The organism is Moorena producens 3L, assembly GCF_000211815.1.
GTDB classification, from domain to species: Bacteria; Cyanobacteriota; Cyanobacteriia; order Cyanobacteriales; family Coleofasciculaceae; genus Moorena; species Moorena producens.
This window is the reverse complement of record NZ_GL890823.1, coordinates 19,037-38,351: the sequence shown is the minus strand read 5'-3', so window position 1 is coordinate 38,351 and position 19,315 is coordinate 19,037. Positions and strand designations below refer to the sequence as shown.

The following is a 19,315-nucleotide window of genomic DNA, read 5'->3' as shown; positions in this document are numbered from 1 at the left end:
GAGCAGGGTATTCTAGTTGTAACAGGCTCTTCTTCGTTAAAATTCGAGGTAATTTCTATGAAATCATTGTTCCGTTGGGGCACAACATTAAGTTTAGTAGGGAGTGCCTTACTAGGCTCAGTGAGTGCGGAAAATTTAGCGGCACTGGCTCTGACCGAAGAGCAGGTAAGAGAAAAGTTGACACCTGTACCTGTATTTGCAGTTACTGATACTAAAGGTTCGCCACTAGTAGCCTCAATTCCAGATCAGCAAGATCAAAAGAAGACTACCTCAGTGGCAGGTGTGTTTATTAGCCAAGAAGATGCTAATGCCTTTGTACAGCGTTTAAAGCAGGAGAATCCTCAACTAGGTAACAAGGTTCAAGTAGTGCCTGTATCTTTGGGGGAAGTTCATGAGCAAAATCAAAAGAATCGCACTGTTCCCAATGGTTTAAATTTTGCCTACATACCAAACCAACAGCAGGTAAAGCAGGCACAAGCGATCTGGAACCAAAATGGTCAAGAAAAAAAGCCATTTCAGGGCGTACCGCTGTTTGTGGCCAAAGAAGCTAGCAACAGCGGATACCTAACCATTCAACAAAATGGGGTCTCATCAATTCCGTTCTTTTTTAACAAAGAGCAATTGCAGAGTATAGTGAATCGCTATAAGCAGCAAGACCCTAACTCCCAGGTTAAGATAGAGGTAGTGCCTCTAGAGGGCGTTATAAAAACCTTACAGGACAGCAACGATCAGCAGCTAGAGAAAATCGTACTAGTGCCATCCCAGGAATCCCTGAAATTTTTGCAAGGTCTGTCCCAAAATCAACTCCAACGTCCAAATCAATGATTATGGGTCAGCGGTGGGTGGTCTCGGGAAAAGAACTCTGGCAGTGGCGTCAAGATGCCTGCAAGTCTGCCGCCGAGGCAGGTGTCCCTACAGCTGAAGTGGACTGGTTGCTAAAGGAGGTAGCTGAGCTTGACCCATTAGTGCTACGCTTGGAGTCATGGCAACAGTGTTCCTTGTTAGGGCAAGCCACTGAAAACTCAACTATTCAACTTTCCCAACCTCTACCTGTACTCACCCAACTGTGGCAAAAGCGTATCCATCAGCGATGCCCAGTTCAATACCTAGCTGGGGTTACTCCTTGGCGTCATTTCTCCTTGAGAGTTTCCCCAGCTGTCCTGATTCCCCGCCCAGAAACTGAATCCCTGATTGATCTGGCGGTCAATGGTGTAGCTATGAGCTCTACACCTGACTTATCATCAGGACACTGGGCGGATTTGGGGACTGGTAGTGGAGCGATCGCTTGTGGACTGGCAGAGGTATTTCCCCATGGGACTATTCATGCCGTTGATTGCACTGAAGAAGCCCTTGCCATCGCTCAATTGAATGCTCAACAGTTGGGCATGGCAGAAAAAATTAAGTTCTACCATGGTTATTGGTATTCACCTCTAGAAGCCTTGAAAGGTCAGTTAAGTGGTATGGTGGCAAACCCACCTTATATACCTAGTAACTCCCTCAAACAGCTACAACCAGAAATATACTACCATGAACCCCATATTGCCCTCGACGGTGGCAGGGATGGTCTAGACTGTATCCGACAGCTGATTGACATGTCTGGGGATTATCTGCGCCCAGGCGGTGTTTGGTTAATTGAAATGATGGCAGGACAAGCGGACAAGGTTGTTCAACTACTCCAAAACCATGGCAGTTACTCTGAGATCCAGATATTTCCAGATTTAGCAGGTATTGACCGCTTTGCTCTAGCTTATAGGAAGTATGAAGTATAAACAAGGTATGCATAGATGCCCACAGGTAAAAAGCTTTGGAGAATTTTCCCAAGCTTTTACCTTTGACGTGATAGCTTCTACTTTTTAGTGTGCTGGTGAGCAATGACCCAAGTTTCTATGGCTACCCTGATTTCCGGGGCTCTCTCAGGTAAGCTGGTAAGTTTTCCGACAGATACAGTACCAGCACTAGCAGTGCTACCGCACAAGTCAGAGTTGGTGTTTGAGGCAAAGCGGCGTCCTCAAGACAAACCTTTGATTTTGATGGGGGCATCTCCTAAGTCTCTTTGGCCATTTGTTCAAGGTACTTCCGCACAGAGGTCGATTTGGGAACACATGGCTGTTAAGTATTGGCCAGGAGCATTAACATTGGTTTTACCCGCTTCAGATAAAGTACCTACCGTTATGAATCCTTCTGACCCGACTACTATTGGGGTGCGTGTGCCAGCTTCCAGGATAGCGATCGCAATTTTGTCCAAGACTGGTCCGTTGGCAACTACCAGTGCTAATTACTCAGGCGAGCCACCTTTACAAACAATGGCAGCGGTTGAGGTGCAGTTTCCCGAGGTATTGACCCTCCAGCCAGCTGAGTTAGAAGCGATCAAACCAGACAAGATTGGCGTCCCGTCTACTGTTGCCAAATGGACCAGCAGTGGCTGGGAAATTTTGCGTGCTGGAGGGATTGAATTAGACGATTCAGAGTTTGAATAGTTCTACTCACCTTTTAAAAAAACTAGCTATCCTTAAAAAGATCTGACAAAAAAGTATGAAGTTTGAATTGTGAAGGAACCCTGAATTGTGAAGGAATCCTGAAAAGGTTCTATCGATTGGTTACTCAGCAACAGGTATTTTTTTAGCCTCGTTGCCTACCCAACTCTACCCTTGTCGATTACCAGCAGTACAATCTTCAACCTTCATTCTTTATCCTTCAATTTTGTTAGGTGCGCTTGACCTTGGCGAATTAAATTCGCGCGATTGTCGCGCCTCCAAGGCCGCGAGCAATCCCTCGCGGCCTAGGGTCGCACCTTCGGGTCGCACCTGTTGACGTTTTTAGTGTGGCAAGACTTAATAAGCATGGGTGAGACAGATCTGATCTATTTGCTAGTAGGCATTGGGTTAGGAGTTATGGGGAGTCGCTTCCGGAAATTTTTAAAGGTGCGCTTTCCAATGGCCGGGTTCCCCGGCCTTGGGTCGCACCTTAAGGTGCGCTTTCCAATGGCCGGGTTCCCCGGCCTTGGGTCGCACCTCCATGAAAGCACAGACTCAAAGACCTCTGGATGCCATCAAACTGATACTGATGCTGAAGAAATCCAGGGTCTGAAACAGGAATTCAAGCAAAATCAATTGGCTTACCAAATGGCAATGGAAATGAGCCAGTTTAAAGCCGGATTTTTGGCACGAACTTCCCACGAGTTGCGATCGCCTCTGAGTCGGTTGATTGGTTTACATCAGTTGATTTTGTCGGATCTGTGTGAGTCTCCAGAAGAAGAGAGAGAATTTGTGAACCAGGCTAACGCCTCTGCCCATACTATGGTCAAACTGCTTGATGAGGTGACTGCTGTAGCTAAAACTGAACACGGTACTAACGTTTTGGAGATTTGCTCAGTCCCCTTGAAGCAGCTGTTGGAAGACCTCTATCGTCTGACCTATTTGCAAGCTGCCAATCGCAATCTCCAACTGCAAATAGTTCCACCTGACCCCCAAATTCACGTTTTAGTAGATCCACGGCGTTTTCGACAAGCATTACTAATGATTGTGGATACTGCGATTACTCAGATAAGCAGTGGTGAAATTAAAGTTTCGACTACACTCTCCTCTAAATCTGAAACAGTTTCCATCTGGATTGATATGCCCTGTGCTATCAGCTGTTGGGCTGAAGCTGTTGATTTATTGCAATTACCACCAGATCAATCAAAACAGCCCAGTGAAACGGTATCCACTTCATCTGGACTGACCTTGTTGATGATTCAAACACTCTTGGAAGTGATGCAGGGGCGTATAGAAGTATTAGCGGTCCCCAGTGAAGAAGCTGACAATGATACCTCTGCTGAGAATCTTACCCGGTTTCAAGTTTCTATACCCCAGGGGATTCCTGAGATTGTAGAGCCTTACTAGGCACTGGAGTAGCTAGAGGCTGATTGTACAATACCATTGTGGTACTGGAGTTCACCTCAAAACCAATGCGTTCGTAAAAACTTTGTTGATGGGTGGTCATCAGATAAACTCTCTCTACTCGGCTCATCTGAGGATGAGAGAGTACGGTTTCCACTAGCTTACGCCCTAGCCCAGCTCCTCGATAGTCTGGATGGATAACGACATCCCAAATGGTTCCCCGATAAATTCCGTCAGAGGTAGCTCTAGCTAATCCAATCAGCTTCTGGTTATCCCAAACGCTGATGACAGGATTACTGTTAGCGATCGCAACTTGCCAATCCTCGATTTTTCGGTCTTTTGCCCAAAAAGCACCTAGGTTAAACAATTGCTGTAGCTGGTAATAGTCGATTTGAGATTTGCGATCGCAAAACTGAATATGGCGGTAATCCATAGTTACCAAAGTTCCTTCTGATTTTGTTAAACGTGCCTTGAAATTGACTTACTTTCCTGATTTTAGTCGGGAAGTTTAATAAAAAAATTTTAATTTAAAATAGGGTTCAGAGCCTGTCCTATTGACTACGGTTAAGTAATAGAAACCAGACAATTTTTCCTGATTAATTAACAATTTAAAATTGACAATTAATCAGGATTAAAGGGGTTTGCAGATAGCTGTTAAAGATATATCTATCGATAGGTGATCTCTGGCTTGACAAACCCAGGCAGCTGAGTATTACAAAATGTTAAGATTATAACCTATTGTAATTATTTCGGTCAAATTCAATAACTGATAGTATGGGTGGTAGTATGGGCTATTGTTGTTCGATCACGACACCTGTGCACAACCACCTCTCACCCACCCCATCCAAACCCCATGCCCAATTGCCTAATCAGCGTTGGGAAATTGCCCCCCTCAAAACTGAACAAGCTGACCAACTCGCCCAAGCTAGAGGCATTTCCCCCCTAATCGCTCAACTCCTGATCAATCGGGGCATTGAAACCTCTGAACAAGCCGAGGTTTTCCTCAATCCCCTATCTCAGGTGATGCCTGCACCGATTGATGAATTTCCCGATTTGGCAATTAGTGTCGGGATGCTCACTGAAGCGATCGCAAATCAAGAAAAAATCGCTATCTGTGGAGACTACGATGCTGATGGCATGACCAGCACGGCTTTGTTACTCAGAGCATTACGCTGGTTGGGGGCTGATGTAGACTACGCCATACCCAGCCGGATGACAGAGGGTTATGGCATCAATACACGGATTGTGGAAGAATTTGCGGAGGAAGGGGTGGGTGTGATTTTAACGGTTGATAATGGTATTGCTGCCCATGAACCTATTGCTAGAGCTGTAGAACTTGGAATAACGGTTATTGTAACTGACCACCATGACCTACCTCCAGAACTTCCAGACGCTGATGCCATTCTCAATCCTAAGCAACTGCCGGAAGAGTCACCCTACCGAAGTTTAGCGGGTGTAGGGATAGCTTACATTTTAGCTATCTGTCTAGCACAAGAACTGGGTCAACTCAAAGGCTTGACCCAACAGCTGTTAGAACTATTTACTCTGGGAACTATTGCGGATTTAGCCCCTTTAACCGGTATCAACCGACGTTGGTTAAAGCGAGGCTTAGGGTTATTGCCTCAATCTCAATTAGCAGGAGTTCAAGCATTAATCGAGATAACTGGGGTCAAAGATGACCAAAAATCCCTCAAGCCAGAGGATATTGGGTTTAGACTAGGACCAAGAATTAACGCTATTGGTCGCTTATCGGATCCCCAAATTGTAATTGAACTGCTGACGACTACTGCACCGGAAGTAGCACGTGAGAGGGCAATGCAGTGTGAACAAGTGAACCAACGGCGTCAGCAATTGTGTGCTGATATTGAACAAGATGCGATCGCATTTATTGAAGACACTGGACTAGATTGGCAACAGAAGCGGGTATTAGTGATTGTCCAACCGAATTGGCATCATGGAGTGATTGGGATTGTTGCCTCCCGATTAGTAGAGCGCTATGGTGTCCCAGTCTTTATTGGAACCTATGAAGACAACGACCAACAACACATTCGTGGTTCAGCAAGGGGCATCACTGAATTCAATATTTTTGAAGCCTTAGAGTTCTGTAAAGACTTACTGGGTAAATATGGAGGACACAAAGCAGCTGGTGGATTTTCCCTACCTGCTGAGAACTTAAGCGCCTTTGAACAATCCCTTAGCGGTTTTGCCCATCAATCTCTAAAACCTGAACACCTCAAACCCCTAGTTAGTATCGACGCTAGCCTAGAATTCTCTCAAATTACCTCTAACCTCTACCAGCAATTAGATCTGCTTCACCCCTGTGGCATTGGCAATCGGGACCCTGTCTTTTGGAGTGCCAATGTTCAAATCCTTGAACAACGAGTGGTTGGTAAGGGACACATTAAGCTTACTTTGAATCAGGACAACCAACCAGTCACGATTCAGGCTATTGCTTGGCGTTGGGGGGAATACTTCCCTTTACCTCGGCGAGTGGATATTGCCTACAAGTTGCGAGAGCATCATTGGGAGGGCAACACGACCATTGAGTTAGAGTTAGTTGGTGTCCGTCTACCCGTAGTTACTAGTACAGTTACTACTACCTCAACTACCAAGAAAGCGGAATTTTATTACAATCAGCGCCGTTACACCTGTAGCCTCTGGGAATCTTTAAACGAACTAAGAATTAGAAACCCGGAAGGAAAAGTCCTAGCGATTCAGAAAGGACAACGCATTGGACTTTTGGGTACTAAACGGGAAGATGCTATAGAAGTTAATGTCACTAAACCGCCCTACTACCCGTTGATCAAAGCAGCAACTCGTGCGTTGGGACTCAGTTGAACAAAATGTCTCGTACAGTTCCCACCTATAATCTTGCATTTAGGTGGGGTTAGCGACACCAACAAAAAACACGAGCTTTTCTTATTCTTTTGGCAATTCGATGAGGTAGCTACTGGGAGTTGGCTGTTTGGTGGTTAACTGAAGTTGAAATGCTACTCTACTAACATAGTATATTGTTTGAAATCTGAAAGATATAATTAAATACTCATGACTAAACCACTTGAGTTGATAGAACACCCAGAAGGCGGAAGATATCAGGAGGTATTTCGATCAAAGATTTCAGTAACTGCAAGTGATTCTAGCGTGAAGTCTGCTCTTACTCATATTTACTTTTCTCTGAACCAAGATGAAAAGAGTCGGTTTCATCGGGTTATTGGGGATGAAGTTTGGAATTTATACAAAGGCACGGGTATCTACCTCTACCTCTGGGATGGTACCGATTCACCACCACAACGTATTACATTATCATCTGAAGAAAACCAGTTCTGCTACGTTGTACCTTCAGGTGTGTGGCAGGCAGCAGTACCCATTCAAGGTAGTGTTTTGGTGGGTTGTTCCGTTGCACCAGGCTTTAAATTTTCAGGTTTTGAGCTTATCGATAGTGGCTCAAAAGAAGCGCAACTTCTCTTCTCTGTTGCACCAGAATTGCGCCAGCTAGTCCTTCCTTGATAGGCTCTTACTACAGAACCCAAAATTTTTACCTATCCCCATACAAGATTATGAATAAACACGACCTAATTCAAAAGTTGGGCATGCAAATGCATCCTGAAGGAGGCTATTATTCATAAACTTATCGTTCTAAAACAATAATTGAAACCGATAGAGAAGGGTCATCACGGGCAGTGTTGACTTCTATATACTACCTGCTGACAGATGATCGCCCTATTGATCACTTTCATATCAATAAGTCTGACATTATGCACTACTTCCATGCAGGTTCTCCCGTTCTCTATCTAGTTCTTGATCCCAACGGAACCTTGCAAAAGTTCAAACTCGGCATGGATCTGGCAAAAGGAGAAACACCCCAGATTCTTCCAGTGGTTACTGGAAAGCTGCGGTCTTAGAAGAAGGAGAGTTTGGACTCCTGGGGGAAGCCGTTGCACCTGGCTTTGAATTCCGTGACATGGAGATTGCTCAACCTGAAACATTCCGTCAGCAATTTCCTAACCTGTGGGATCAGCTAGCCCCATATGTTAAACAGTAATTGATAACTTCCAATCTTCATCCTAAGACCTTAAATTCTTTAACCTATAGTACAATTGCGTACATGGGAATAAAAAAAGCACCAGGGTCTGAAAAACCCATCAAACAATCTCTGAATTGGAAATTTAAAAAATGAATATCGAAAACCTATTAGCACAACTTCTTGTCTTTAAAGGTCTGACCGAGCCACAGCATCAAAGGATATTAGAAATTAGTGAAATTAAGCAATATCAATATGGTGAGCATATTTTTGACGAAGGAACAGACAGTCACGATCTCTATGTTGTCCTAGAAGGCCAAGTTGATATTATGATCGACCCAGCTTTGCAGGGAAATGTGGAAGAAGGAACAATTGGACTGAAAAAAATTGCGGAGAAAATTCAGGGAACATCCTTGGGAGAAATCTCTTTAATTGATAAATCTACTTCTCCTAATTCAGCAATATGTGCTTCAAAGGACACCAAATTATTACGATTTTCAAAAGACGCATTGGCCAGACTCTATCAAGATGATCCTGATATTGGTTATAAAATTACCCAAAATATTGCAACTATTCTCTCTGCTAAAGTTCGGGAACGCAATTCATTAGTTGCTCAACAAGCTCTCAGCAATTACTACCTTTATTTTTTATGTGAAGAACTTTCTGCCGAAGCCTATCAATGTGATAGTATTATTCCCTTAAACAAAAAGCTCATCATCAGAGATCAACATCACTTTATGTTGTCAGGTTTGGACTCAATTTCAGGTGTTGTTCCCAATAAAGAAGACATTGATCTGGCATTTTTTTCAACTCCCAATATACTTCAAAAAGTTTTAGAACCAGGAACTCCTTCTGGTGTAATGGTTTTAAATACCCTCTTTGATCAGATTGGAAATAATCATATAAATGAAGACCTCCCTAAAGATATATTTGAGGTGATCTGTACCCCTGGTAATTTAGGAAAATCCGGTTGCCTGGTTGTCCATAAGAAGTACGATTCACATCAGCAAACCTTTTTTATTAAATGGGAAGTCAAAGGCATACATTATGATCAAGCCTCTTCAACAATAACAGCTAATATTTTTATCTATATAAGCCAGAATGAACCGTCTGTTAGCAAACAAGTTGAAGAGTTAATATCAAGCATTAATATGCCAATTCAGCATAATGTTTATGATAATTTACCAGAAAAATTAAGTCTTCAGCGTAGTAACCCCTATCATCTCTTTGTGCTTCACCATCGGACTCATGAAGTTGTCATGACTTTACAAACCCTGGATGCCTTAGGGTTTAACATTGATGCATTTATTGGGATTCCCTATGGTGAAAGTAATTGGCCGATTATGAGGATGTTAGATCATGTTTCTGGTCAAACCTATCGATGTTTACGTATGATTCAACACCCGATCAAGCCAACGCAATACAAGTTTGACTTTAAGCAGTCCTCTTTTCTCCCAAATACTGATGAAAAGTTATTTGTTAACCTGTATGAAAAATCGGAAGTTAATCGAAACTATATGAGTGCAATGACAGCGTTAGTTGAAACGGAACTCGTTCGCTGCATTCAAACATGTATCAAACAAAATAAAAAACTGTTGATTTATGAAGATGGAGGATATGCTGTACCTTTAATTTATCAAATTTATCAAGATCCAAATCATGGTTTACATTCTCTGTTCAAGAATGCTGTCGATAAAAATATTATTATTGGTGCTGTTGAAGTAACTACTGCTGGGGAAAAAAGAGACCGAGCCGCTATAGAATATTATCAAGGAAAAGCTTTGCTTCCTGTGCTTTCTACAGCACGGGATGACATCAAGCTAATTTTCGAAACAAAAGGGGTTTCACAAGCAATTATTGACTCAACTTCAACAGCTTTAGGCCGATTAGGATTGCCGACATTTGAAACACGGAAAGTAGCGGTCATCGGAGGTAATGGTGCAATCGGAACCCGATTGGTTGAAGAACTGACAGAAATGCAAAATAGTACAAGTCATGTTTTTGCTGTAGATATTGTCGATCAAGCATTTTCTAGAGAAATTGACAGTCAAAGATTTCCCTATGCTGCCACAAAAGTTGATTATTTAAATTTGGGCAGATATATTGTTGAAGACACCTGTTTACCAGTGATTGTCGATTTACCTTTTGGTGAGCGTCACCCTCAATTGTATAGCGATAAGATTGAGAAATCGGTGCTAGAATTTTTCTCACCCTCTCCCAAGTACGAATCTTTTAATGAATTAGTTATAACTAATGCTTTCCCCAGCCCAGAATCTTCCTTGCAGACGCTATGGTATCAAACAAATACGTTGAATGGTTTATGGGAATCTATCCGTCAGCAATATGGGTATGTCCCTGAGAAAATCGAACTGTTACCCAATGGCCAAGGAATGAGTCAAATCTTTAGTAAGCAAAATTGCTTCAAAAAGGTAACCTTATTAGTTCCTGAACAAATACTATCTTTCCGAAAAGTAACGCGCCTTATTCAAAACCACATTGATACAATTATTGGTGTTACCGGCTCCCTTGTGTTGGATGAGCTGGATATCAATGGGTTTTTGACTAGAAAAAATATCGGATATCTTGTAGATGAACTGATTCTTACCAGTGGTTCATCGAAGGATTATGAATTTAGAAAGGCAATAGTTTTTCTAGACGAGTTATTAGAAATTATTTCCGAAAATACAATCGATATTCATCAACAGTTAATCTGGTACAAGAGATATTATGAGCAGAAGTTGTGTTTTATTTCAGATAGTGAGACTCAAGTCATTCATCAAGTGCTTTCTTCTTCGGAAACATCTGATTCTCTAGTAGCTAAACTAAAAGATTATCCTGAATTGATCAAGAGCATGGGTTTAAAGGATGTCGAATCTAGTACATGGGTTTCTGGTTTGGTTGAATGGATTCGGCATCAGATCAAAAAGAATATTTCAATTCACAAATCCTTTCATGATGATATTGGTACGGTCTATGATATTCAATTTAATGGTCAATCTAAAAGATTAGTACTGTTAGCAGATGGTTTTGTGATCAACTTTTTTGCTAAACATGAGAAAGGCGTAAAAACAGAATATATTGATCCAATTGTCACAATGCAACTCCTGGGTTTGGTCAAACTTGCGACGACTGAAAAAGGTATAGAACCAGGGGTTTATCGCATGGCACAACGTTTCAAGACCGATGATATTGATTTGTTTTGGAAAGCACTTGATGATAAAAGCCGTCCTATAGAATTTGGCGTTGCTGAATCAAGGAATGAATAGAAGTAGGGTGGGCATCCTGCCTGCCCGAAAATATTGATAACCGGCAAGATGCCGGTTCCACCAAGATGCCGGTTCCACCTCACTCTTAAAATCATTCCATTATTAAGCAACGCCGAACCTTCAACCTTCAACGGGCTAACCTTCAACTGCATCACCTACCCTACACCGAACGCCAAGGGCGAACAACCGCCTCACCTTCAACCCTAGATTAAAGGTCCCCTCTAAGAGCATATAGGGCGAAAATGACCACTGGACCAGCAATCACAACAGCTGCCAGCATAGTCAATTGAGCAATTAATACCCAATCGATGTTACCTATAAAATCTAAAAAAGCTAAATACATGTGTTCTCCAGAATTGACCCAACAAAGGCGATGGTGACTAATCACAATCCATCCCTTAGATATTACTGGGTAATGATCTGCTTTTTTTAAGTAAGTTTACAAAAATATACAAAACTCAACGGCAAGCCTGACCACACCTATCACGGGTGAAAACTCGCTAAGCTAGATATAGTTTAAGCTTTTAGCTCTTTTTTCAAAGTTATGGCAACTTGGAGTTGTGTAAAGCAATGTGGCGCTTGCTGTCATCTTGACCCAGCTGAGCGTCCAGGATTAGAGGAATATCTTCTCCCAGAAGAGCTAGCGCTATATTTAAGTATGGTAGGTGAGGGGGGATGGTGTATAAATTTCGACCACACCACCCGTGAATGTCGTATTTATCCCCATCGACCTCGTTTCTGTCGGGTGGAACCTGAGGTATTTCAGGATATGTATGGGGTGGAGCCAGCAGATTTAAATGATTTTGCCATTGACTGCTGTTGGGAGCATATTGAAGCACTTTATGGAGATTGCTCTCTGGAAATGCTGCGCTTTGAGCGGGAAATATGGAGGGAATAGGGAAAATTAAAATTAACGAGTAACAAGGGACAAGTAACAAGTAACAATGCGTGTAAAAATTTGTGGCATTACGAAACCAGAACAAGCAGATGCGATCGCAAAATTGGGAGCAACAGCGTTAGGGTTTATTTGTGTACCAGGCTCTCCTCGTTACGTTACACCACAGCAAATTCGAGGGGTGGTCAACCACTTGTCCGTATCAGTTGACCGCATTGGTGTGTTTGCTAATACCTCTACGGAAGAAATCAGTCAAATTGTGGATGAGTCAGGGATAAATGCCGTTCAGCTGCATAGTAATGAATCCCCAGAATTTTGCAAAAAGCTGCGCCAAGCTTTACCAGAGATTGAAATTATTAAAGCGTTAAGGATAAGAACTTCAGAATGTTTAAATCAAGCACATAGTTATTTAAGTTGTGTAGATACACTATTACTAGATGCTTACCATCGAAAAATGTTGGGGGGGACTGGTAAAACCTTAGACTGGCAAAGGCTACAAGAATTTCGTCCCAGTATCCCTTGGTTACTAGCTGGTGGCTTGACACCGGATAATGTCTTAGATGCCCTCACTTTGGTGCAACCCAGTGGAATTGATCTATCCAGTGGTGTAGAGCGAAGACCAGGTGATAAAGATTTAAAAAAGGTTGCTCGGTTATTGGAGAAATTAGGATCAAGAGTTGAAGGTTGAAGGTTGAACGGTTGAAGGTTGTCTGTCAGAAGGGTGAATGGTAAAGGCAGAAGGCAGAATGGTGAATGGTGAAGGCAGAAGGCAGAAGGCAGAATGGTGAATTCTAAATTCTAAATTCTAAATTCTAAATTCTAAATTCTAAAAAATTGAAAGTTAGGCGGTTGAAGATCAACAGTCAACAGTCAACAAGGTTTGGGATGATTCCAATGGAATGGTAAAGTGGAATTGACTACCTTGATTTTTCCCCTCAGACTCAGCCCAAATTTTTCCACCCATACCTTTAATAATCTGACGACAGATAGCTAGACCAAGACCTGTGCCACCAACGGTGCGTCGGAGTGAATCTTCCTCTTGATAAAAACTCTCAAATATTGCGTCTAGCTGACTGGGTTCAATGCCCCTACCAGTATCCGCTACAATTACTTCTAACATGGGATTATGGCGGCGATTCTTGGTGAAGAATCCTATCGACTCTGCTTGAGTTTCATTAATTTGGGCTTGGATAGTGATTTTACCCCCTGGCTCAGTAAACTTACAGGCATTGTCTAGGAGTTTGGTTAAGACTTCTACCAACCCTTCACCATCTGCTAAGACTGTAGGTAAGACAGAGGGTAGTTTAACGTTGATTTCTGGTAGAGTCTCTGGTGACCAAATCGATCTCAGAGCAGAAAGAGCCAAGTCTAAGACTTCGATAATCTGGATTGATTCCGGGTAACGACAGGTCTGACCACTTTCTAACTTAGAGAGAGTGAGAAAATCTTGAATCAGTTTACGCATGCGCTCGGCATCGGTTAACGCCGTATCAAGCATAGTTTCCCGAAACTCCGTTGGCATTTCTGGTTCACTCTCTAAACTTTCTAGGCAAACTCGGATAGTTGATAAGGGAGTTCGTAATTCATGACCAACGATAGCAATCAGATTATTGCGGGTTCGTTCTAGGGCTTCTAGTTGGTTATGGAGTTCAGTTAAGTCAGTATAAGCTTGGGCTTGATTCAAGGCTACCCCAGCTTGAGTTGCGATCGCTTCTACTAAATCAATATCGTCTTCGAGCCATCTATAGGGTTCCGAACCGCCATGGTGAAGTTCCAGCATCCCCAGCAGTGTTCCTTGATAGTGTATTGGTACCAGTAACCAAGATCGAATCTGCCAACCTTGAATAGTTGTCCTGAGAGCTAGATTATTGTGTAAATTGGGGGCCTTAGTGACATCAGCAATGGCAATGGCTCGTTCCTGAGCTAGAGCGACTTGAATCAGAGGATTATCTGCTAACGACCACATTTGTCCGGTTAGGGACGGTAAACCAGTAGCAACCGATTCATACTCAATTTTTGCTTGCTGGTCACTAGGACTACAGCGATAAAGCAGGCAACGGCAAGAATTAAAGGTGTTTCCTAACTCCTTTACTGTCGCTGCTAGAACATCTTGGGGATTGAGGGAGCGACGGATGGTGGCGGTGATAGTATTAATCAGACGCTCCTTGCTTTCTTTGGTGGTCAGGACTCGATAAGCTTTCAGGAGCTTATATTGACTCGCTTGCAGATAAGTTACTAGCCGCTGGGCAAAAATACTAATATCAATCCCTGCACTGGTCAGCAACAATGTTTGCTCTGGGACTTCTGTAGTCAAACCATAGTGCTGCCATACCTGCTCCACTTTTGGGGCTAGTTCTGGTCGATAACTAGCAATCCGTCCGAGTAACAATCGAGCAGCATGAATGGTAACTCGGGGGTCAAAGGACCAAAATCCCTCAAACCTGCGCGCCTGATCCATGGAAATTGCTGGTGTCAGTTGTTCTCGACAAATTAGGCAAGCTGTATACTTCTGCGCCAAAATCACCAGGTGCCACTCTTGGGCAAGACCATCATTTGGGCCTAAGGGGATAGTTTCTAAGGATTCTTCAACCACAGCAAAGCCAGACTCGGATTCTGGTGCCGCCAACACATAAACTTGGTTTGTACGTTGGGCAATTCGCTGATAGCGGTGGACTTCCTGACGATAAAACTTCTCATGCTGGAAATTGGCAATCACCAAGGGAGAGTCATCCACTGCTAGCACGAGGTCTTCCATGGCATGAGAAAGAGCTGTCAAGGAAGATTTGAAGTACATTTGGCAGCGCAGATGTGGTAACTCTTGCCGTAAATCTCCCAGTAACGAATTCGGATTGTTCACCTAGAAATCCCTCCCTAATTAGTCCCACTCCACTCATGAGGGGGATAGTTTTACCTCAACAAACCTTTGTGATCAAACCAACCCTTGTGATCAAACCAACCCTTTTGATCAAGGGATTATTTATTAGTTGTTAGCTGTTAGCTTTTGGAATTTTGAATATTCACTAGTCAGTTGATCTGGTACCGTTGCCCCAGAAAGCTCAGCTTGACCCAAATCTACATTTGAGAGAGTAACCCGTCTCAAATCTACCTGACTCAAAATTGCTCCACTCAAGTTTGCTTGAGAAAGGTCAGCATCACACAGATTTGCCCTAGTCAAGTCTGCCTGGTGCAGACAAGCACCAGTCAAGTTAGCCCCTCTTAAGTCAGCGTAGCGCAGGTCTGCCCTGGTTAAATTGGCTCCTCGCAAATCGGTATCCTGAAGAATGGTTAATCTTAAATCGGCTCGGGTTAGAATGGCTTGGCGCAGGTTTACTCTAGTGAGATTCGCCCGAATCATAAATGCCTGACTCAAGTTAGCCTCCACCAGAGAGGTTTTTTTCAAATTAGTTCGCCACAGTTTCGCTCCAGTCAGATTTGCCTGATTCAGGTTGACTTCCTGTAAAACCGCGAGACTCAGGTTGGCATCAGCTAGGTTGACTCGTCTGAAAATTACTCCAGTAAGATTGACTTCACTGAGGTTGATTTGCTGGAGATCTACTCCACGGAAATCCCTCTCACCTGCTGAATAACGCTCTAGAAGCTCATTAGTATCCATTGGGGTATCCATAGCTGGCAGCCGCGCCAACATGACATAGTGTTACTTTTAATGTAACATAATGTTAAGAATACTTTTTGTATGTAAAGGATTATGTTATATTTGGAAGTTTTATCTAGAGATAAGCTATTCTTATCGGTGCCTGCAATCGATTGGTGATACAATATGAAGCTTATCCGAACAGGTAAGTGTCGGCTTCAAGCTAACCCTAGCTATTCCTTGTGCTTTTAATAAAAATAGCGGAATTCCCCACCCTCTTACAGGGTGTTGAAGTTACCGTAAGTAGAGTGGAGCCTTTATGGTTGGTCGGCTATGGTAAAAAGGGTTAAAACTGTTTGATTAAGGCTCCACTCTACTAAGGCGCGCGTCTCTAGGATGGATAGCGACTCAGGAATTTTACTGCAAAGGTTGACGCCTTACTGCGAAATCTCTATAATAGTAATAGAGGTCGATAATAAGGTTGAGTGCAGTGAGACATAAAGCCATCAAAGTAAGAATTTATCCCACACAAGAGCAAGTTCAAATATTAGCTCAGCATTTTGGATGCGCTCGCTGGTGGTGGAACTATGGACTAAATCAGTGCATAGAAACTTACAAGGCAACTGGAAAAGGACTAAAACAATCTGCGCTCAATTCCATGCTGCCAAAACTCAAAAAACAAAAAGAGACTGAATGGCTAAAGGACTGTTACTCCCAGGTATTACAATCTGTAAGTCTCAACCTTAGTCGTGCATATCAGAATTTTTTTGAAGGCAGAGCAAAATATCCTAGATTCAAGTCATATCATCATCGCCAATCAATTCAGTACCCTCAAAATGTCAAACAAGTGGGTAACTGCCTTAAGTTCCCTGGAAAGCTAGGAACTGTCAAGGCAAGAATTCATCGGCCACTAGACGGGGATATCAAAACTGTAACAGTCAGCAGAGACCCTTCTGGTAAGTATTACGCTTCTGTTTTGATAGAATACGAATTAACAGATGTGAAACTATTTAAGGAAGGGAAAGTAATTGGTATTGATTTGGGTATCAAGGATTTTGCGATCACCTACGATGGCGAAAAGACTTCTAAATTTGGAAATCCTAAACATTTAGCTAAATACGAAAAGAAGCTAACTAGGAAACAACGTATTGCTGCCCGCAAAAAAAAAGGAAGTAGCGGGCGAAGGAAAGCTAGAAAGATTGTAGCTAAGGTATATGAACGTATTGGAAATGTCCGCCAAGACTACCTTCATAAACTATCTAGGAAAATCGTAGACCAGAACCAGGTAGTGGTAGTTGAAAACCTAAATGTCAAGGGCATGGTTCGTAACCATAAATTAGCTAAAGCAATATCTGATCTGAGTTGGGGAACTTTTGTAAATTTCCTCTCTTATAAATGCGAAAAAGAAGGAAAAGTACTGGTCGAGATAGATCGGTGGTTTCCCAGCTCTAAAACCTGCTCTAATTGTCATTACCGAATCAAAGAGTTGCCGCTAGATGTAAGATCTTGGATTTGTCCAAGTTGTGGCACTCATCACGATAGAGACCGTAATGCGGCCAAGAATATTAGAGCAGAAGGTATCAGAATGCTATCCTCCTCTGGGACGGGGGAGGTCAACGCCAGTGGAGAAGAAGTAAGACCAAAGCGAGGGCGTCCGTCTAAGCTAAGGCGTTCTTCCGTGAAACTGGAAGCCCCAACCTCTACGTAGTAGGTTGGGGTAGTTCACGCTCGCGTAAAGTCTTTGCTGACTTGGTGTGGGATGCCACAATAGAGATCCAACTGAAGATCTAAGAGCAGTTTTCACCATTGATAGCCCAATAGCTGATTTGGGGTAAGCTCAGAATAAGCTGTTGCTGTAACCAACGCTATGGTCTACTAATTTTAAAACTGCGTTGACCAGATCGAATGTTGCTCTGATGATTATCATCAATCTGTTGTGATTAGCCGTTCTGATAAGGAAAAATTGCCGTGGAAGCTGGGAATCAGCAAAGGATTTTAGGCTATTTCATTGAAGAAGCGAAAGAACACCTGGAAACCATTGAACAGGGACTGTTAAATCTGGGCTCAGTGGTCAATGAACCAGAGACGGTTAATGAATTGTTTCGCGCTGCTCATTCTGTTAAAGGCGGGGCGGCCATGTTGGGGTTTACAAGTATTCAAAAGACTGCCCATCGTTTAGAAGATTCTTTCAAAGTACTTCAAGAGAATAAGATTCAGGTTGATCAACAGCTGGAGACTCTGTTTTTAAAGAGTTATGATACCCTCAAAGCTTTGATTGATCTGTTGGAAGGACCGTTTGGGTTTGAGCAAAGTGAAGCAGAAAAAACTCTAAAAGCAGCTCAGCCAGGCTTTGAACAATTACAGAATTATCTCAAAACTTTGGTCAGTGGTGAGAGTCAATTACCAGCGGCAATGGCTTCTAGCTCTGCTGCTGAAAAAGCAATTCGTTCTGATCAAGTTTCGACTAGCAAAGCTTCTTCTTCAGCAAAAGGAAAATTTCCCCCAGACTTTGGGCCGAAGGTGATTAGCCTGCTTAAAGATATGCTAGAGCTGTTTAAACAATCTTCCACACCAACCAATCGCCAACAACTTCAAAAGCTTTGTAAGCGTCTGGCTAAACTGGGGGCTGGGATTGGTAGTTGGCATAAATTAGTGGGAGTTTGCCATAAAGCGATCGCAAATCCTAAAAACTCCTATATCCAGTTAGCACCATTAGTAATCAAAGAACTCAAGGAAGCTAGTGACCAGTTGCAAGCAGCACAGGGTAATCTAGAGGAGTTACGAAAGGCAGCGGCTGCGATCGCTCCAAGTTCAGGACTCCAAAAACTAGCAGCTGTAGGAGCTACTGGGCGAAGCCGAACCACTAAGGGTAAGGAAATTACGATTGTGCTAGAACCAAAAGCCGCTGCCAAGGTACTCATCCAAGCCTTTGATAAACCCCAGCTGTCAAAACTGGTTAAGTTACTGATTCCAGCAACTCGTGCTTCTTCCTAGAGCCAACAAGCTGGGTTTTTTGGTTATCTTCCTAAGTGCCGTGATGCCAGCTGCATGGCATCATAAATATCCACATCCCCATCCCCATCAGCATCTAGAAAGCCACTGAGTACAGAATTAGAACCAAGGGGATTCTCAATATTGGTGCCAGTCTTGAGGAAATTCAATACCACGGGGACTAGGGTGGGTAGCATAGCTTGGATGATACCAGCATTAATGCCTGTCTTGCTAGTAATTTCTCCAACAAGCTCCTGGATCTGAGGCGCACTAAAGAGCATATTGACCACTTGAGAACTAGCACCAATGCCACCAAATTGATTAACTAGTGCTTGTACCTGCTCATCTCCTTCACTTGTGCGCTTTTGTTGGAGGGCTGAACGCACATACTTACCTACAATTGAGGTAGCAGATTGCACGGCTGAGGGATTGGTGTGATGGTTACCACTCAACTGCTGTACCGTGTCCAGAATATCCCCTAGCTGACTAGAACTAGCTTGTTGTGTAGGACTATTAATGGCACTGAGAATAGTATTGAATAAGCTCATTGTTTTTTTTACAGATTTAAACAGTCAGATTTATTCAGATTTAAACAGTTATTTCCAAAATCAATTATAAATTACTGATTTAGTTTCCCACTATAGCTGATAGCTGACTACTTAATGTGAAGTC

At 42.9% G+C, this 19,315-nt stretch carries 17 protein-coding genes and 1 pseudogene; 13 read left to right on the top strand and 5 right to left on the bottom strand.

Annotated features, from left to right (window positions below; all coding sequences use genetic code 11):
• The 4 genes from LYNGBM3L_RS01960 to LYNGBM3L_RS01945 form a co-directional block, all read left to right on the top strand.
• Nucleotides 1–825 (top strand): Tic22 family protein (locus LYNGBM3L_RS01960; RefSeq protein WP_267871968.1); only part of this gene is annotated, 825 nt, incomplete at its 5' end.
• Nucleotides 822–1,769 carry a peptide chain release factor N(5)-glutamine methyltransferase gene (gene prmC, locus LYNGBM3L_RS01955; protein ID WP_008178420.1) on the top strand — a complete coding sequence of 316 codons (948 nt, stop codon included), beginning with the start codon at nt 822–824 and terminating at the stop codon, nt 1,767–1,769. The genes LYNGBM3L_RS01960 and prmC, both read left to right, overlap by 4 nt.
• Before the next feature lie 102 nt (nt 1,770–1,871).
• Nucleotides 1,872–2,477 carry an L-threonylcarbamoyladenylate synthase gene (locus tag LYNGBM3L_RS01950; RefSeq protein ID WP_008178418.1) on the top strand — a complete coding sequence of 202 codons (606 nt, stop codon included), beginning with the start codon at nt 1,872–1,874 and terminating at the stop codon, nt 2,475–2,477.
• A gap of 363 nt (nt 2,478–2,840) precedes the next feature.
• Nucleotides 2,841–3,881, top strand: coding sequence for a sensor histidine kinase (locus LYNGBM3L_RS01945; protein WP_008178416.1), 1,041 nt, complete (start codon nt 2,841–2,843; stop codon nt 3,879–3,881).
• Here the strand turns inward: LYNGBM3L_RS01945 and LYNGBM3L_RS01940 are convergent.
• On the bottom strand, nt 3,841–4,311 hold the full coding sequence (locus LYNGBM3L_RS01940) for a GNAT family N-acetyltransferase (protein ID WP_008178414.1): 471 nt from the start codon (nt 4,309–4,311) through the stop codon (nt 3,841–3,843). The two genes, LYNGBM3L_RS01945 and LYNGBM3L_RS01940, sit on opposite strands and share 41 nt — an antisense overlap.
• 341 nt (nt 4,312–4,652) lie before the next feature.
• On the opposite strand from LYNGBM3L_RS01940, the gene recJ reads away from it, so the two are divergent.
• The 5 genes and pseudogenes from recJ to LYNGBM3L_RS33550 all read left to right on the top strand — a co-directional run bounded on the left by recJ (nt 4,653) and on the right by LYNGBM3L_RS33550 (nt 11,165).
• Nucleotides 4,653–6,716 carry a single-stranded-DNA-specific exonuclease RecJ gene (gene recJ / locus LYNGBM3L_RS01935; RefSeq protein ID WP_008178412.1) on the top strand — a complete coding sequence of 688 codons (2,064 nt, stop codon included), beginning with the start codon at nt 4,653–4,655 and terminating at the stop codon, nt 6,714–6,716.
• Between the two features lie 207 nt (nt 6,717–6,923).
• Nucleotides 6,924–7,385: a cupin domain-containing protein gene (locus LYNGBM3L_RS01930; RefSeq protein ID WP_008178410.1), complete on the top strand. Its 462-nt coding sequence runs from the start codon at nt 6,924–6,926 to the stop codon at nt 7,383–7,385.
• 176 nt (nt 7,386–7,561) lie between these two features.
• Nucleotides 7,562–7,780 (top strand): cupin domain-containing protein, encoded by a 219-nt coding sequence (locus LYNGBM3L_RS46330; protein ID WP_229414255.1) that lies wholly within the window; start codon nt 7,562–7,564, stop codon nt 7,778–7,780.
• A 17-nt stretch (nt 7,781–7,797) separates the two neighbouring features.
• A pseudogene (locus LYNGBM3L_RS49675) lies at nt 7,798–7,920 on the top strand (cupin domain-containing protein); the annotation flags it as partial.
• Nucleotides 7,921–8,051: 131 nt separating this feature from the next.
• Nucleotides 8,052–11,165: a Crp/Fnr family transcriptional regulator gene (locus LYNGBM3L_RS33550; protein WP_008178401.1), complete on the top strand. Its 3,114-nt coding sequence runs from the start codon at nt 8,052–8,054 to the stop codon at nt 11,163–11,165.
• A 208-nt stretch (nt 11,166–11,373) separates the two neighbouring features.
• On the opposite strand, the gene psb30 is transcribed toward LYNGBM3L_RS33550, so the two are convergent.
• Entirely contained in the window at nt 11,374–11,508 is a 135-nt protein-coding gene (gene psb30, locus LYNGBM3L_RS01915) for a photosystem II reaction center protein Ycf12/Psb30 (protein WP_008178400.1), read from the bottom strand.
• A 201-nt stretch (nt 11,509–11,709) separates the two neighbouring features.
• On the opposite strand from psb30, the gene LYNGBM3L_RS01910 reads away from it, so the two are divergent.
• Together LYNGBM3L_RS01910 and LYNGBM3L_RS01905 are read left to right on the top strand one after the other, a co-directional pair.
• Nucleotides 11,710–12,063 carry a YkgJ family cysteine cluster protein gene (locus LYNGBM3L_RS01910; RefSeq protein ID WP_008178398.1) on the top strand — a complete coding sequence of 118 codons (354 nt, stop codon included), beginning with the start codon at nt 11,710–11,712 and terminating at the stop codon, nt 12,061–12,063.
• Between the two features lie 46 nt (nt 12,064–12,109).
• Nucleotides 12,110–12,748, top strand: coding sequence for a phosphoribosylanthranilate isomerase (locus tag LYNGBM3L_RS01905; RefSeq protein ID WP_008178396.1), 639 nt, complete (start codon nt 12,110–12,112; stop codon nt 12,746–12,748).
• 168 nt (nt 12,749–12,916) lie between these two features.
• On the opposite strand, the gene LYNGBM3L_RS01900 is transcribed toward LYNGBM3L_RS01905, so the two are convergent.
• Complete coding sequence (locus LYNGBM3L_RS01900) at nt 12,917–14,917, bottom strand: DICT sensory domain-containing protein (protein WP_044492012.1); 2,001 nt, start codon at nt 14,915–14,917, stop codon at nt 12,917–12,919.
• Between the two features lie 123 nt (nt 14,918–15,040).
• Nucleotides 15,041–15,706, bottom strand: a complete 666-nt coding sequence (locus tag LYNGBM3L_RS01895) for a pentapeptide repeat-containing protein (protein WP_008178389.1) — start codon at nt 15,704–15,706, stop codon at nt 15,041–15,043.
• A gap of 436 nt (nt 15,707–16,142) precedes the next feature.
• Here LYNGBM3L_RS01895 and LYNGBM3L_RS01890 point away from each other — a divergent pair, with 436 nt between their 5' ends.
• Both LYNGBM3L_RS01890 and LYNGBM3L_RS01885 read left to right on the top strand, forming a co-directional pair.
• Complete coding sequence (locus LYNGBM3L_RS01890) at nt 16,143–17,360, top strand: RNA-guided endonuclease InsQ/TnpB family protein (protein ID WP_044492011.1); 1,218 nt, start codon at nt 16,143–16,145, stop codon at nt 17,358–17,360.
• Nucleotides 17,361–17,620: 260 nt separating this feature from the next.
• Nucleotides 17,621–18,646, top strand: coding sequence for an Hpt domain-containing protein (locus tag LYNGBM3L_RS01885; protein ID WP_008178385.1), 1,026 nt, complete (start codon nt 17,621–17,623; stop codon nt 18,644–18,646).
• 23 nt (nt 18,647–18,669) lie between these two features.
• Here the strand turns inward: LYNGBM3L_RS01885 and LYNGBM3L_RS01880 are convergent, their stop codons facing one another.
• Nucleotides 18,670–19,191: a DUF937 domain-containing protein gene (locus LYNGBM3L_RS01880; RefSeq protein ID WP_008178383.1), complete on the bottom strand. Its 522-nt coding sequence runs from the start codon at nt 19,189–19,191 to the stop codon at nt 18,670–18,672.
• Between the last annotated feature and the right edge of the window lie 124 nt (nt 19,192–19,315).